The sequence below is a fragment of the Microterricola viridarii genome, assembly GCF_900104895.1.
Taxonomy (GTDB): Bacteria; Actinomycetota; Actinomycetes; order Actinomycetales; family Microbacteriaceae; genus Microterricola; species Microterricola viridarii.
Genome location: NZ_LT629742.1, coordinates 2,504,085 through 2,517,642, shown reverse-complemented (window position 1 = coordinate 2,517,642; position 13,558 = coordinate 2,504,085). Strand labels below are relative to the sequence as shown.

Below are 13,558 nucleotides of genomic sequence, written 5' to 3'. Positions count from 1 at the left end.
CCCCTGCCGTGCGGCAACGCTCATTGCCAGCCAGTGCGCGATATGATTAGCACTCAGGAGTAGTGAGTGCCAGCAGCCCGCACGGGCGAACGCCGGCGCCCTCTGGCACAGTGGAGGCGGTGCACATGGTTTCGGAACGGAGCCTCGAAGTCCTGCGCGTCATCGTGCAGGACTACGTGTCGTCGCGCGAACCCGTCGGCTCCAAGTCGATTGTCGAGCGGCACTCCTTCGGCGTGTCCGCCGCCACCATCCGCAACGACATGGCGCAGCTGGAGGAAGAGGAGCTGATCACAGCCCCGCACACCTCCTCCGGGCGCATCCCCACCGACAAGGGCTACCGGCTCTTCGTCGACCAGCTCAGCGACCTGCGCCCGCTCAGCGGCGCCCAGCGGCACGCCATCGAGACCTTCCTCGGCCAATCCGCCGACCTCGACGAGGTGCTCGCCCGCACCGTGCGCCTGCTCTCCCAACTCACCCACCAGGTCGCCCTGGTGCAGTACCCCTCCCTCAGCCGGGCCACCGTCAAGCACGTCGAGCTGGTGCGCCTGAGCGACAACCGCCTGCTCTCGGTGCTGATCACGGACACCGGCCGCGTCGAGCAACGCGTCGTCGACACCGTCGGCGGCGTCAGCGACGAGCACGTCGCGGGCCTCCGGGTCAGCGTCAACGAGACGCTGGCCGGCCTCGGCATGACGGATGCCGCGACCGCAGCGGCCGGCCTGGCCGCCGTCGCCCCGCCGCAGCTGGCCGGACTGGCCGCCGTGGTCGCCGACACGCTCGTGGAGCAGGTGCTCGCCAACCGCGCCGACAAGCTGGTGATGGCGGGTGCGGCCAACCTGGTGCGCACGGAGGAGGACTTCACGGGGAGCATCTTCCCCGTGCTCGAGGCCATCGAGGAGCAGGTGGTGCTGTTGCGCCTGCTCGGCGAGATGGCCGTGGACCAACACGGCGTCTCGGCGAGCATCGGCCGGGAGAATGCCTCCTTCGGGCTCGGCGAGACCTCGGTTCTCAGCAGCAGCTACCACTCGGCCGGTTCCGAACTGGCCAGGGTCGGCGTGCTCGGCCCGCTGCGGATGGATTACTCCAACAACATGGCCGCCGTTCGCGCGGTCGCTCGGTACTTGTCCAGGCTCTTGGGCGAAAACTAGTCAGACGAATCGCCTCGACATTGTGCACGTGTGAGCACCGTGCGCTCGAGGCCGGAAAGGAACGGCCGGAGTGGCTGACCACTACGAAGTATTGGGCGTCTCGCGTGAGGCGACCACCGACGAGATCAAGAAGGCGTACCGCCGGCTTGCGCGCGAGCTGCACCCGGATGTGAACCCGAGCTCCGAGGCCTCGGAGCGGTTCAAGGAGGTGACCCACGCCTACGACGTGCTGAGCGACGCCAAGCAGCGCCAGAACTACGACATGGGCGGCCAGGGCGGCTTCGGCGGCGGCGGTGGCGACTTCGGCGGCTTCGGCGACATCTTCGAGACCTTCTTCGGCGGGGGAGGCGGTGGCGGCGGACGCCGCGGCCCGCGCTCCCGCCGTGAGCGCGGCCAGGACGCCCTGCTCCGGGTCGAGCTCGACCTCGACGAGATCATCTTCGGCACGCACCGCGAGATCGAGGTCGACACGGCCGTGCTCTGCGAGACCTGTGAGGGCTCCTGCTGCGCCCCGGGCACCAGCCCGGTCACCTGCGACATCTGCCACGGAACCGGCAGCATCCAGCGCGCGGTCCGCTCGCTGCTCGGCAACGTGATGACCTCCAGCCCCTGCGGCAGCTGCCGCGGCTACGGCACCATCATCGCCACGCCCTGCCTCACCTGCTCTGGCCAGGGCCGCGTGCGGGCCCGTCGCACCGTGCCCGTCGACATCCCCGCCGGCGTCGACACCGGCGTGCGCCTGCAGATGCCCGGCAGCGGAGAGGTCGGCCCGGCCGGCGGCCCGAACGGCGATCTGTACCTCGAGATGAAGGTGCGCCACCACGACGTGTTCAGCCGCGACGGCGACGACCTCCTGGCCACCCTCGAGGTGGCCATGACCGACGCCATCCTCGGCACCAGCACCGTGCTGCACGCCCTCGACGGCGACGTGGAGATCGAGCTGAAGCCCGGCACGCAGAGCGCGGAGGTCATCACGATCAAGGACCGCGGCATCGGCAAGCTGCGCGGCACCGGCCGCGGCGACCTCCGCATCGGCATCCAGGTGGTCACCCCGAACAAGCTCAGCGGCAAGGAGCGGGACCTGATCGAGCAGTTCGCCAAGATGCACAAGCACCCGGCGCCCGCGCTCAGCCAGTTCCACCAGGGCTTCTTCTCCAAGCTGCGCGACAAGTTCGTGGGCTAGGCCCGATGAGCTCTCTGTTCCTGCGGGAGGACCTCGACCCGGCCGCGGTGGCCGCTTCCGGCATCGCCAGCGTCACCGGCGCAGAGGCCAAGCACGCCGTGACGGTCAACCGCACGCGCCTCGGCGAGCGGGTCTCCATCGGCAACGGCCGGGGGCTCATCGTCACCGGCCCCGTCGTCACGGCGGATGCCGGCGAGCTCGCCATCCAGGCCGAGCTGGTCGAGAACGTGCAGCCGGCCACCCCGCGGCTCGTGCTCGTGCAGGCCCTCGCCAAGGGCGGGCGCGACGAGATGGCGGTGCAGGCCTCCACCGAGCTGGGCGTGGACGCCGTCATCCCGTGGAGCGCCGCCCGCTCCGTCTCCCGCTGGGAGGGCGCCAAGGTCGCCAAGGGGCAGGAACGCTGGGCGAGCATCGTGCGCGAGGCGAGCAAGCAGTCGATCCGCGCCTGGCTGCCCGACGTGACGGCGCTGTTCTCCACCAAGGACCTGGAGCGGCTCGCCGCGACGAGCAGGATGCTGGTGCTGGAGCCGACGGCGGAGCTCGCGCTGACGGAGTGGACCGCCGCAGAGCTCGGCCGCGCCGGGCACGGCGCCGGGCACAAGTCCGAGCTCGACATCGTGCTCGTGGTCGGCCCGGAGGGCGGCATCGCCCCGAACGAGCTGGAGCGGCTGCAGGCGGCGGGGGCGAGCCTCGTGCGCCTCGGCTCCACGGTGCTGCGCACCTCCACGGCCGGCGCCGCCGCACTCTCGGTGCTGAGCGCTCACCTCGGCCGCTGGTAGCGCGCCTTAAGATGGAGTCATGACTTCACTCGAGCCCAGCATCTTCAGCCGCATCGTCGCGCGCGAGATCCCGGCCACGATCGTGGCCGAGACCGACAACGTCATCGCGTTCAGGGACATCGCGCCGCAGGCGCCGCTGCACGTCGTCGTGACGACGAAGACGCAGGAGTACGCCAACGTCGTCGAGCTGGCCGCCGGTGACCCGGCCCTGCTCGCCGAGCTCGTCGCGGTCGCCTCGCAGGTGGCCGAGGAACTGGCGCCGGAGGGCAAGACGCCCGGCCAGTTCCGCCTCATCTTCAACACCGGCCCGGAATCCGGGCAGACCGTGTTCCACGTGCACGCCCACGTGCTCGCCGGAACATTCAAGGAGGGCTCGCTTGTCGGCGGCTAACAACGAATCACGAAAGCACGACGCCGAGCCGCGCAGCGAGGTCAAGCTGCTCATCGACGGAATCGCCATGGTGCGCCTGTTCGGGGCGCAGGACCGCCTGCTCTCCACCGTTGAGAAGGAGTATCCGGATGTCGCCGTGCACGCGCGCGGCAACGAGATCACCCTCGCCGGCCCGAGCAGCCAGGTGCAGGCCGTCTCCCGGCTGATCGAGGAGCTGCAGGACGTCATGCGCGACGGCCAGGACCTGAGCCCGCGGGAGGTGTCGCACTCGGCCCGCATCCTCGAGGCCGACCAGGCCGCCACCCTGAACGACGTGCTCGGCCAGGCCATTCTCACCTCCAAGGGCAAGAGCATCCGGCCCAAGACCCGCGGCCAGAAGGCCTACGTCGACGCCATCGACGAGAACAGCATCGTCTTCGGCATCGGCCCGGCCGGAACCGGCAAGACTTACCTGGCGATGGCCAAGGCCGTGCAGGCGCTGCAGCGCAAGGAGGTCGACCGGATCATCCTCACCCGGCCCGCCGTCGAGGCGGGGGAGCGGCTGGGCTTCCTGCCCGGAACGCTGACCGACAAGATCGACCCGTACCTCCGGCCGCTCTACGACGCCCTGGCCGAGATGATGGACCCGGAGCTGCTGCCGAAGCTGCTCGCCACCGGCACCATCGAGGTCGCCCCGCTCGCCTACATGCGCGGCCGCACCCTGAACTCCGCCTTCGTCGTGCTCGACGAGGCGCAGAACACCACGCCGGAGCAGATGAAGATGTTCCTGACCCGTCTGGGCTTCGGCTCGAAGATGGTGGTCACCGGCGACATCACCCAGGTTGACCTGCCGGCCGGCGCCTCCGGCCTCCGCCTCGTCACCCGCGTGCTCGACGGCATCGACGACATCTTCTTCGCCCGGCTGACCAGCGACGACGTCGTGCGGCACTCCCTGGTCGCCCGCATCGTCGACGCATACACCGACTACGACGCCAAGAAACAGGCCCTCCGCTTCGAGCGCGAAGAGGCCAGAGAATTCGCGAACCGGGCGGAGCGCCGCGGCGCCCCGCGCGATCGCCAGCAGGGCCACGGCCCCCGCTCCTGAGAGGCAACACAACTATGAGCATTGAGATCAACAACGAGTCGGCCATCCCCGTCGACGAGGCCGCCATCCTGCGCCTCGCCGTCTATGCGCTGGACGCCCTGCACGTGCACCCGGATGCCGAACTCGCCATCGTGCTGGTCGACGAGGGCGCCATGGAGCAGCTGCACGTGCAGTGGATGGACGAGCCGGGCCCCACCGACGTGCTGAGCTTCCCGATGGACGAGCTGCGCCCCGGCACCGAGGACTCCCCGACGCCCGCCGGACTCCTCGGCGACATCGTGCTCTGCCCGCAGGTCGCCCAGGCGCAGGCGGAGACGGCCGGCCACCCGACGCTCGCCGAGCTGCAGCTGCTCACCACCCACGGCATCCTGCACCTGCTCGGCTTCGACCACGCCGAACCCGACGAGGAGAAGGAGATGTTCGGGCTGCAGCGCGAGATCCTGGCCGGCTTCGCCCAGCAGGAGCGCACGCGCTAGCGCATGGAAATCCTCTTCATCGTCCTCGCCTTCGTGCTCGTCGCCTTCGGCGGCCTGATGGCGGCCGTCGACGCCGCCATCACGGCCCGCTCGCGCGCCGACATCGAGGAACTGGCGGAGGGGGCCCGCGCCAAGGTCTCGCTGCGCGCGATCGCGGCCGATTCCGGCGCGCACCTCAACGCCATCAACTTCGTGCGCATCATCGCAGAGACCACGGCGGCCGTGCTCGTCACGCTCGCCCTGGCATCCGCCTTCGACGAGGTGTGGATCGCCCTCGTGCTCTCGGCACTGATCATGACCGCCGTCTCCTTCGTGCTCGTCGGCACCAGCCCGCGCAGCGTCGGCCGCGCCCACCCGGACGGCCTGCTGCGCCTGACCGCGCTGCTCGTGCACGGCCTGCGGGTCGCGCTCGGGCCCATCGCGAACGCCCTCGTCGCCGTCGGCAACAAGGTCACCCCCGGGCGGCCGAAGCTCGGCACCTTCGCCAATGAGGAGCAGCTGCTCAGCATGGTCGATCAGGCCACAGAGCTCGACGTGCTCGAGGAGGACGACCGCGAGCTGATCCACTCCATCTTCGAGTTCAGCGACACGGTGGTGCGCGAGGTGATGATCCCGCGCACCGACATGGTCACCGTCTCCGGCAGCGCCGACCTCAGCGCCGCGATGGGGCTCTTCCTCAGCTCTGGCGTCTCGCGGATGCCGGTGATGGCCGGCGAGGTCGACGACGTTCTCGGCGTGCTCTACCTGCGCGACGTCGCCAAGCACGCCTTCGAGCGCGGCCCGGAGGCCGAGAGCCTGGAGATGGCCGACCTGGCCCGTCCGGCCCTGTTCGTGCCGGAGTCGAAGAAGGCCGACGAGCTGCTGCGCCAGATGCAGCTGGAATCCAACCACCTCGCCATGGTGGTCGACGAGTACGGCGGCATCGCGGGGCTCGTCACCCTGGAGGACCTGATCGAGGAGCTCGTCGGCGACATCTCCGACGAGTACGACCGCGAGGTCGTCGAGGTCGAGGAGCTCGGCGACGGCCGCTACCGGGTCGCGGCCCGCCTGCCCGTCGACGAGCTCGGCGAGCTGTTCGGCCTGGAACTGGACGACGACGACGTCGACTCCGTCGGCGGCCTGCTCGCCAAGGCGCTCGGCCGGCTGCCCGTGACCGGGTCCAGCGCCACCGTCAGCGGGCTCGCGCTGACCGCAGAACGCACGGAGGGGCGCCGCAAGCGCATCAGCACGGTGCTGGTCGAACGCGACGAGGCCCTCCTGAACGCCCAGAACGCTTTTCCGGCCACGCACACCGCTGGCCACGATGAAGGAGTACAACCATGACCGACGCCACGCCCGCACCGGGCACTCCCAGCGGCTACCGGGCGGGCTTCGTCTCGTTCGTCGGCCGCCCCAACGTCGGCAAGTCGACGCTGACCAACGCCCTCGTCGGCGAGAAGGTCGCCATCACCAGCTCCAAGCCGCAGACCACCCGCCGCGCCATCCGCGGCATCGTGCACCGCGAGAACGGCCAGCTGATCCTGGTCGACACCCCCGGCATCCACCGCCCGCGCACCCTGCTCGGCGAGCGGCTGAACAGCCTCGTGCAGTCCACCCTCGGCGACGTCGACGTGATCGGCCTGTGCATCCCGGCCGACGAGCCGATCGGCCCCGGCGACAACTTCATCAACACGCAGCTGGACGAGTTCCCGCGCGCCAAGAAGGTGGCCATCGTCACCAAGCTCGACACCGTCTCCAAGGACAAGGTTGGCGAGCAGCTGCTGGCCGTCTCGAAGCTGCGCGACTGGGCGGCGATCATCCCGATCTCCGCGGTCGACGGCATCCAGCTCGACATCCTGAGCGAGGAGCTGCTCAAGCTCCTGCCGCTCTCCAGCCAGCCGCTCTACCCGGCGGAGGCCGTCACCGACGAGGGCACGGAGGAGCGCATCGCCGAGTACATCCGCGAGGCCGCGCTCGAGGGCGTCAGCGACGAGCTGCCGCACTCCATCGCCGTCACCATCGATGACATGATCGAGCGCGAGGACCAGGACCTGCTCGAGATCTACGCCAACCTCTTCGTCGAGCGCGACAGCCAGAAGGGCATCATCATCGGCAAGGGCGGCAGCCGGCTGAAGGACGTCGGTGCCACCTCGCGCGCACAGATCGAGAAGCTGCTCGGGCGCAAGGTCTTCCTCTCGCTGCGGGTCAAGGTCGCCAAGGACTGGCAGCGCGACCCCAAGCTGCTCGGCCGCCTCGGTTTCTAGCCGGGTGTTCCGCACACTCACGACCAGGCAGCGCGTCGGCGACATCGTCGGCGCCGGCCTGTTCTTCCTCTTCTTCGCGCTGATCGTTCTGGGCATCGGCGCCGCCCAGTCCGGCTGGGCGGCCGCCTGCGACGTGCTGGTGCTCGCGGTCTACTCCGTGGCGCTCGCGTTCCGGCGGCTCTCGCCGCCGCTCGCGCTCGGCGTGGCCTGGGCGGGCGCCATCCTCCAGATGGGCGCGCTGCGGGACGTGCAGTTCGGCAACCTCGCCATCCTCGCGGTGCTCTACGCGGTCGGATGCTACGGCAACCGCGTCGTGCGCTGGCTGGGTCTGGCCTCCGCCGGCCTCGGCGCCCTGCTGGCCGCGCTCTACCTGATGGTGTGGCTGCCGGGCGCGCAGGGCACCGGCCCGGCCGACCTGGCCACCGGCGCCTTCCTGTTCACGCTGTTCGCCTCCTTCGCGGTGCTCGCGCTGCCCTGGATGCTGGGCATGCTGGCCAGCGCCCGCCGGCTCTCGCGGGAGAGCAAACAGCAGCAGGTCGAGGCGCAGCGCGAGGCGGAGCGTGCGGAGTACGCGGTCGTGGTGGAGCAGGAGCGCAACCGCATCGCCCGCGACATGCACGACGTCGTCGCGCACTCGCTGGCCGTCGTGATCGCGCAGGCCGATGGCGCCCGCTACGCGGCGCAGGGCAATCCGGAGCTGGCGGCGACGAGCCTCGGCACCATCGCCGCCACCGCCAGGGAGGCCCTCGCCGACGTGCGACTGCTGCTCGCCCAGCTCCGGCACTCGGAGGCGGAGGGGCCGCAGCCGACCATCCACGACCTGGAGCGGCTGATCGAACAGCTGCGGGCGACCGGCCTGCGGGTCGAGGTGTCCTCGACCGGTACCGTCGTGCCGATGAGCGCCGGCCACCAGATCGCCGTGTTCCGGATCGTGCAGGAGGCCCTGACCAACGCCCTCCGGCACGGCGACACCTCGCGGCCGGTCGGCCTCAGCCTGCGCTGGGCCGACAACGGCGTGCGCGTCACCCTCTCCAACCCGGTGCGCACCGGCGCGGCGGAGCCCGCCCCCGGCTCGCTCGGCCACGGCATCCCGGGCATGCGCGAGCGCGCCCTGCTCACCGGCGGCAGTTTCACGGCCGGCGGCACGGGCGCCGGCCGTTTCGAGGTCTCCGCGTGGATCCCGTCCGGGGCCGCGCAGCACCAACTCCAGCAGCAACCGGAAGGCACCCCATGACGCGCATTCGCGTGGCCCTCGTCGACGACCAGGCACTGTTCCGCGCCGGCATCCGCATGCTCATCGAGTCGCAGCCCGACCTCGAGTTCGTGGGAGAGGCCGGCGACGGCGAGGCGGGCGTCGAGCTCGCGGCCTCCGCCACCCCCGACGTCATGCTGATGGACATCCGGATGCCGCTGCTGGACGGCATCGCCGCCACAGAGGCGATCATCGCCGCCGACGCGCCCAGCCCGCGCGTGCTCGTGCTGACCACCTTTGATCTGGACGAGAGCGCGGCCCGCGCGATCAGGGCCGGCGCCAGCGGCTTCGTGCTGAAGGACGCCGACCCGGAGTTCCTGCTCGCGGCGATCCGCACCGTGCACGCCGGCAACGCGGTCATCGCCGCCTCGGCGACCCGCGAGCTGCTCGAGCACTTCGCGGCCAGCCGCGCCCGGCCGGACGCCCCGGAGAGCTTCGCGACGCTCACCCCGCGCGAGGGCGAGATCTTTCTGCTCGCCGCCAAGGGCCTGAGCAACACCGAGATCGCGGCGCGCGAGTTCCTCAGCGAGGCGACCGTGAAGACGCACATCTCGCGGATCCTCGGCAAACTGGGCCTCCGCGACCGGGTGCAGCTGGTGGTGTTCGCGTTCGAGCATAATCTCGTCGACTGACCATGGGTCATCCGCACGGCTGATGGGGATGGCCCCACAGCCTGACGCGCCGGCGCCCCGCGCTTCGTAGCGTTGAGGCATGGGAATGAACACCACAGAACTCGGCCTGATCGCCCGGGTCGCACACCTCAGCAAGCACTACGGCGCCGGGCCGGGAACGGTCACCGCGCTCGACGACGTCTCGATCGGGATTCGCCGCGGCGAGTTCACCGCCATCATGGGCCCGAGCGGCTCCGGCAAGTCCACCCTCATGCACGTCATGGCCGGCCTCGACAACGCCACAAGCGGGCAGGTGTGGCTCGGCGACACCGAGATCACCGAGCTGGGCGACAGCGCCCTCACCGTGCTGCGCCGGCGCCGGGTCGGCTTCGTGTTCCAGTCGTTCAACCTGGTGCCGACGCTCGACGTGCGCGGCAACATCATGCTGCCGTTCGAGCTGGACGGCCGGCGGCCGAGCGCCAAGGAGCAGGAGTGGGTCGACCACCTGATCGCCTCGCTGGGGCTCCTGAACCGGCTCACCCACCGCCCGCACGAGCTCTCCGGCGGCCAGCAGCAGCGCGTCGCCATCGCCCGCGCCCTCGGCACCCGGCCCGACCTCGTCTTCGCCGACGAGCCGACCGGCGCCCTCGACTCGCGCACGGGCCGGGAGGTGCTCGCCCTGCTGGCGACGGCCTCCCGCGAGTACGCCCAGTCCATCGCCATGGTCACCCACGACCCCATCGCCGCCAGCCACGCCGACCGGATCCTGTTCCTCGCCGACGGCCGGGTCGTCGACGACCGGCCGCGCTCCTCCGCCGAGGAGATCTCGCGCATCATGCTGAGCATGGAATCGGCCCTCTGATGGCCGGCCCGCTCTCCAGCCACAACTTCTCCGCCCAGGCGCGGGACCACGCCTCGACGCTCACCGTCGCCGCCCTCGGCTCGGCGTTCGGCGTCGTGCTGCTGCAGGCCACCGGCATCATCGCGACGAGCGTCGAGTCCGACGTGGTGGGGGAGTCCGACTCGGTCCGACTCGCCCTCTCGATCGTCACGACGGTGTTCACCGTGATCGCCTTCTACGTCGGCGCCATCGTCACCGCCAACACCTTCTCGACGATCATCGCCGGCCGGGTGCGCCAGATCGCGCTGCTCCGGCTGATCGGCGCCCAGGCGCGCACGGTGCGTCGGGCCGTGGCCACCGAGGGGCTTCTCGTCGGGGCCCTCGGCGCCGTGCTCGGGCTCGCCGTCGGCATGGGCATCACCCTGGGCACCGTCGCGCTCGGCATCCGGTCGGGCTGGCTGCCCGCCCTCGAGTACACGCTGCTCGACCCCATCGTCGCCGTGCCCGTCGTGGTGGTGGCGCTCGTCACCTGGGCGGCCGCCTGGGTGGGCTCCCGCCGCGTCGTCACCGTGTCGCCGATGGAGGCCGTCGGGGCCGCCGCCGAGACGCGAAACGTGGGCGGACGCCGCACCGCCCGCACCGTCTTCTCCCTGCTGCTCGTGCTCGGCGGCCTGGCCCTGCTCGCGCTCGGCGTGATCGTCGGCCTCTCCTTCGTGGGCGGCCTGCTCATCGCCTTCTGCGGCGGGCTGGCCTCGTTCACCGGGATCATCCTCGGCGCGCACCTCGTGATGCCGCCCGTGCTGCGCCTGGTCGGCCGGCTGTTCGGCTCCGCCCCGACGGCCCGGCTCGCCGCGGAGAACGCGGTGCGCTTCCCGGAGCGGAGCTCCCGGGCCACGATCGGCCTCGTCATCGGCGTGACCCTGGTCGTGATGTTCGCGGTCACCATGGAAAGCTACCGCGCCATGATGCTGGAGTCCTTCGCCGACCGGCCGGAGCTGGCCGCCGCCATCGACCAGTCGGTGACCCTGACCACGTCCATCTTCCTCGGCCTGGTCGGCTTCAGCGCTGTGATCGCCGCGGTCGGCATGGTGAACAACCTCTCGCTCAGTGTGCTGCAGCGCACCCGGGAGCTCGGCCTGCTGCGCGCGCTCGGCTTCACCGGGCGCCAGGTGCGCGGGATGATCCTGGCCGAGAGCGCCCAGATGAGCATCGCCGCCGTCGGCCTCGGCCTGGTGCTCGGCGTGTTCTACGGCTGGGCCGGCGCGCAGTCGCTGCTCGGATCCATCAACCACGAGCTGATGGCGCCCGCCCTGCCCTGGCCGCTGATCGCCGCCACCCTCGCCGGCGGCGCCGTGCTCGCCGTGGTCGCCTCCATCGCCCCGGCGCGCCGGGCGACCACGGTCTCGCCCGTGCTCGCGCTCTCGGTGGACTGACTCAACAAGCGCCCCAGCCGCGGCTCGGCTGGGGCGCGGCATCCGACGCCCCGGCTCTCAGATCGTGGGCCGCCCTGGCGCGCACCCCGACGACGTGAGCGCCGGTTTGCGTGTCACGTGGCTCCCGCCCCGGGCGGGAAGTGCTAGCCTGAAAGTGTGTTCCACGGTCTGCTCCTCCTTAGCTGCCGCGACGAGTCCTAATCTCAGGCCTCCCTCGTCGCGGAGTTTGTCGTTGGCTGACCACCACTCGCGAGGAGATTGAGACACCATGAAGAACAACCAGACCGCATCCGCAATGCCGGTGCACCGCTACCGTGCGTACAACGACCAGTTCACCGTCGAGCTGCCGGACCGCACCTGGCCCACCAAGCGCATCACCGAGGCGCCCCGCTGGTGCGCCGTCGACCTGCGCGACGGCAACCAGGCGCTGATCGACCCGATGAGCCCGGAGCGCAAGCGCGTCATGTTCGACCTGCTGGTCGGCATGGGCTACAAGGAGATCGAGGTCGGCTTCCCGAGTGCCAGCCAGACCGACTTCGACTTCGTCCGCAGCCTGATCGAGGAGAACGCGATCCCCGATGACGTCACCATCCAGGTGCTGACGCAGGCCCGCGACCACCTGATCGAGCGCACCTACGAGTCGCTCGTCGGCGCCAAGCAGGCCATCGTGCACCTGTACAACTCGACCAGCGTGCTGCAGCGCGACGTCGTGTTCCGCCAGGACAAGCAGGGCATCATCGACCTCGCCCTGCACGGCGCACGCAAGTGCCGCTCGATGGAGTCGAGCGTGCCCGGCACCGAGATCTACTACGAGTACTCACCGGAGAGCTACACCGGCACCGAGCTCGAGTTCGCCCTGGACATCTGCAACCAGGTCATCGAGGTGTTCGAGCCGACGGCCGAGCGCAAGGTCATCATCAACCTGCCCGCCACCGTCGAGATGGCCAGCCCCAACGTCTACGCCGACTCGATCGAGTGGATGAGCCGGCGCCTGGCGCACCGCGAGAACGTGATCCTCAGCCTGCACCCGCACAACGACCGCGGAACCGCCGTCGCCGCGGCCGAGCTCGGCTACCTGGCCGGCGCCGACCGCATCGAGGGCTGCCTGTTCGGCAACGGGGAGCGCACCGGCAACGTCGACCTCGTCGCCCTCGGCATCAACATGTTCACGCAGGGCGTCGACCCGCAGATCGACTTCTCCGACATCGACAAGGTCAAGCGCACCGCCGAGTTCTGCAACCAGCTGCCCGTGCCAGAGCGCAGCCCGTGGGCGGGCGACCTCGTCTACACCGCGTTCAGCGGCTCGCACCAGGACGCCATCAAGAAGGGCTTCGAGCAGATGGCGGCGGATGCCGCGGAGCGCGGCGTCTCGGTCGACGACATCGAGTGGGCCGTGCCCTACCTGCCCGTCGACCCGAAGGACCTCGGCCGCAGCTACGAGGCCGTCATCCGCGTCAACTCGCAGTCCGGCAAGGGCGGCGTCGCCTACCTGCTGAAGAACGACCACTCGCTGGACCTGCCGCGCCGCCTGCAGATCGAGTTCTCCGGCGTCGTGCAGGCCACGACGGACGCAGAGGGCGGCGAGCTGACCAGCGAGCAGATCTGGACCATCTTCCGCGATGAGTACCTGCCGAGCGGCGACGACGCCGCGGCCTCCGATGTCGAGCGCTGGGGACGCTTCGAGCTGGTCTCCACCGTCACCAGCCACAAGGGCGACGCGGTGCAGCTCGAGGTCGAGGTGCGCGACGGCGAGACCGTCGACACCGCGCAGGGCACCGGCAACGGCCCGATCGCCGCGTTCCTCTCGGTGCTGAACGCCCGCGGCCTCGCCGTCGAGCTGTTCGACTTCTCGCAGCACACGCTCTCCGCCAGCGGCGACGCCCAGGCTGCCTCTTACGTCGAGCTCGACGTGAACGGCCACCGCCTGTGGGGCGTCGGCATCGACGGCGACACCTCGGTGGCGTCGCTGAAGGCCGTCGTGTCGGCCGTGAACCGCGCAGAGCGCGCCGCGGCATCCGCCCGCAGCAGCGCAGAGCCCGTCAGCGCCTAGCGCGCACCAGCACAGCGCCCTCGCGGCCCTGGAAAAGTCTCGCGGCCCCCGGTATGTCGGGGGCCGC

13 protein-coding genes are annotated in these 13,558 nt (G+C 70.6%); all 13 read left to right on the top strand.

Features of this window, described 5'->3' with window-relative positions:
- Nucleotides 1-125: 125 nt before the first annotated feature.
- The 13 genes from hrcA (at nucleotide 126) to leuA (ending at nucleotide 13,491) form a co-directional block, all read left to right on the top strand.
- Nucleotides 126-1,148 carry a heat-inducible transcriptional repressor HrcA gene (hrcA, locus tag BLT62_RS11535; RefSeq protein WP_083364188.1) on the top strand — a complete coding sequence of 341 codons (1,023 nt, stop codon included), beginning with the start codon at nucleotides 126-128 and terminating at the stop codon, nucleotides 1,146-1,148.
- Between the two features lie 70 nt (nucleotides 1,149-1,218).
- The gene (gene dnaJ / locus BLT62_RS11530; RefSeq protein WP_083364187.1) at nucleotides 1,219-2,331 is read left to right on the top strand and encodes a molecular chaperone DnaJ; all 1,113 of its coding nucleotides are present in this window, start codon (nucleotides 1,219-1,221) and stop codon (nucleotides 2,329-2,331) included.
- 5 nt (nucleotides 2,332-2,336) lie between these two features.
- The gene (locus BLT62_RS11525; RefSeq protein ID WP_083364186.1) at nucleotides 2,337-3,110 is read left to right on the top strand and encodes a 16S rRNA (uracil(1498)-N(3))-methyltransferase; all 774 of its coding nucleotides are present in this window, start codon (nucleotides 2,337-2,339) and stop codon (nucleotides 3,108-3,110) included.
- Between the two features lie 19 nt (nucleotides 3,111-3,129).
- Nucleotides 3,130-3,501 (top strand): HIT domain-containing protein, encoded by a 372-nt coding sequence (locus tag BLT62_RS11520; protein WP_083364185.1) that lies wholly within the window; start codon nucleotides 3,130-3,132, stop codon nucleotides 3,499-3,501.
- A complete protein-coding gene (locus tag BLT62_RS11515) occupies nucleotides 3,488-4,585 on the top strand; it encodes a PhoH family protein (RefSeq protein ID WP_407937548.1) in 1,098 nt (365 codons plus the stop codon). Before BLT62_RS11520 ends, BLT62_RS11515 begins: the two co-directional genes overlap by 14 nt.
- 14 nt (nucleotides 4,586-4,599) lie before the next feature.
- Nucleotides 4,600-5,061, top strand: a complete 462-nt coding sequence (gene ybeY, locus BLT62_RS11510) for an rRNA maturation RNase YbeY (RefSeq protein WP_083364184.1) — start codon at nucleotides 4,600-4,602, stop codon at nucleotides 5,059-5,061.
- Nucleotides 5,062-5,064: 3 nt separating this feature from the next.
- The gene (locus BLT62_RS11505; protein WP_083364183.1) at nucleotides 5,065-6,384 is read left to right on the top strand and encodes a hemolysin family protein; all 1,320 of its coding nucleotides are present in this window, start codon (nucleotides 5,065-5,067) and stop codon (nucleotides 6,382-6,384) included.
- Nucleotides 6,381-7,304 carry a GTPase Era gene (gene era, locus BLT62_RS11500; protein ID WP_083364182.1) on the top strand — a complete coding sequence of 308 codons (924 nt, stop codon included), beginning with the start codon at nucleotides 6,381-6,383 and terminating at the stop codon, nucleotides 7,302-7,304. Before BLT62_RS11505 ends, era begins: the two co-directional genes overlap by 4 nt.
- Nucleotides 7,305-7,308: 4 nt before the next feature.
- A complete protein-coding gene (locus tag BLT62_RS11495; protein WP_083364181.1) occupies nucleotides 7,309-8,538 on the top strand; it encodes a sensor histidine kinase in 1,230 nt (409 codons plus the stop codon).
- Complete coding sequence (locus BLT62_RS11490) at nucleotides 8,535-9,188, top strand: response regulator (RefSeq protein ID WP_083364180.1); 654 nt, start codon at nucleotides 8,535-8,537, stop codon at nucleotides 9,186-9,188. The genes BLT62_RS11495 and BLT62_RS11490 overlap by 4 nt, the downstream gene beginning before the upstream one ends.
- Before the next feature lie 79 nt (nucleotides 9,189-9,267).
- The gene (locus BLT62_RS11485) at nucleotides 9,268-10,029 is read left to right on the top strand and encodes an ABC transporter ATP-binding protein (RefSeq protein ID WP_083364179.1); all 762 of its coding nucleotides are present in this window, start codon (nucleotides 9,268-9,270) and stop codon (nucleotides 10,027-10,029) included.
- Nucleotides 10,029-11,441, top strand: a complete 1,413-nt coding sequence (locus BLT62_RS11480; protein ID WP_083364178.1) for an ABC transporter permease — start codon at nucleotides 10,029-10,031, stop codon at nucleotides 11,439-11,441. Before BLT62_RS11485 ends, BLT62_RS11480 begins: the two co-directional genes overlap by 1 nt.
- 268 nt (nucleotides 11,442-11,709) lie before the next feature.
- A complete protein-coding gene (gene leuA / locus BLT62_RS11475; protein ID WP_083364177.1) occupies nucleotides 11,710-13,491 on the top strand; it encodes a 2-isopropylmalate synthase in 1,782 nt (593 codons plus the stop codon).
- Nucleotides 13,492-13,558: the final 67 nt, after the last annotated feature.

What these genes read in the sequence shown, in the direction of transcription:
- hrcA (WP_083364188.1), top strand. Translation starts at nt 126, where the DNA reads ATGGTTTCGGAACGGAGCCTCGAAGTCCTGCGCGTCATCGTGCAGGAC.
- BLT62_RS11525 (WP_083364186.1), top strand. Translation starts at nt 2,337, where the DNA reads ATGAGCTCTCTGTTCCTGCGGGAGGACCTCGACCCGGCCGCGGTGGCC.
- BLT62_RS11520 (WP_083364185.1), top strand. Translation starts at nt 3,130, where the DNA reads ATGACTTCACTCGAGCCCAGCATCTTCAGCCGCATCGTCGCGCGCGAG.
- ybeY (WP_083364184.1), top strand. Translation starts at nt 4,600, where the DNA reads ATGAGCATTGAGATCAACAACGAGTCGGCCATCCCCGTCGACGAGGCC.
- BLT62_RS11505 (WP_083364183.1), top strand. Translation starts at nt 5,065, where the DNA reads ATGGAAATCCTCTTCATCGTCCTCGCCTTCGTGCTCGTCGCCTTCGGC.
- era (WP_083364182.1), top strand. Translation starts at nt 6,381, where the DNA reads ATGACCGACGCCACGCCCGCACCGGGCACTCCCAGCGGCTACCGGGCG.
- BLT62_RS11490 (WP_083364180.1), top strand. Translation starts at nt 8,535, where the DNA reads ATGACGCGCATTCGCGTGGCCCTCGTCGACGACCAGGCACTGTTCCGC.
- BLT62_RS11485 (WP_083364179.1), top strand. Translation starts at nt 9,268, where the DNA reads ATGGGAATGAACACCACAGAACTCGGCCTGATCGCCCGGGTCGCACAC.
- BLT62_RS11480 (WP_083364178.1), top strand. Translation starts at nt 10,029, where the DNA reads ATGGCCGGCCCGCTCTCCAGCCACAACTTCTCCGCCCAGGCGCGGGAC.
- leuA (WP_083364177.1), top strand. Translation starts at nt 11,710, where the DNA reads ATGAAGAACAACCAGACCGCATCCGCAATGCCGGTGCACCGCTACCGT.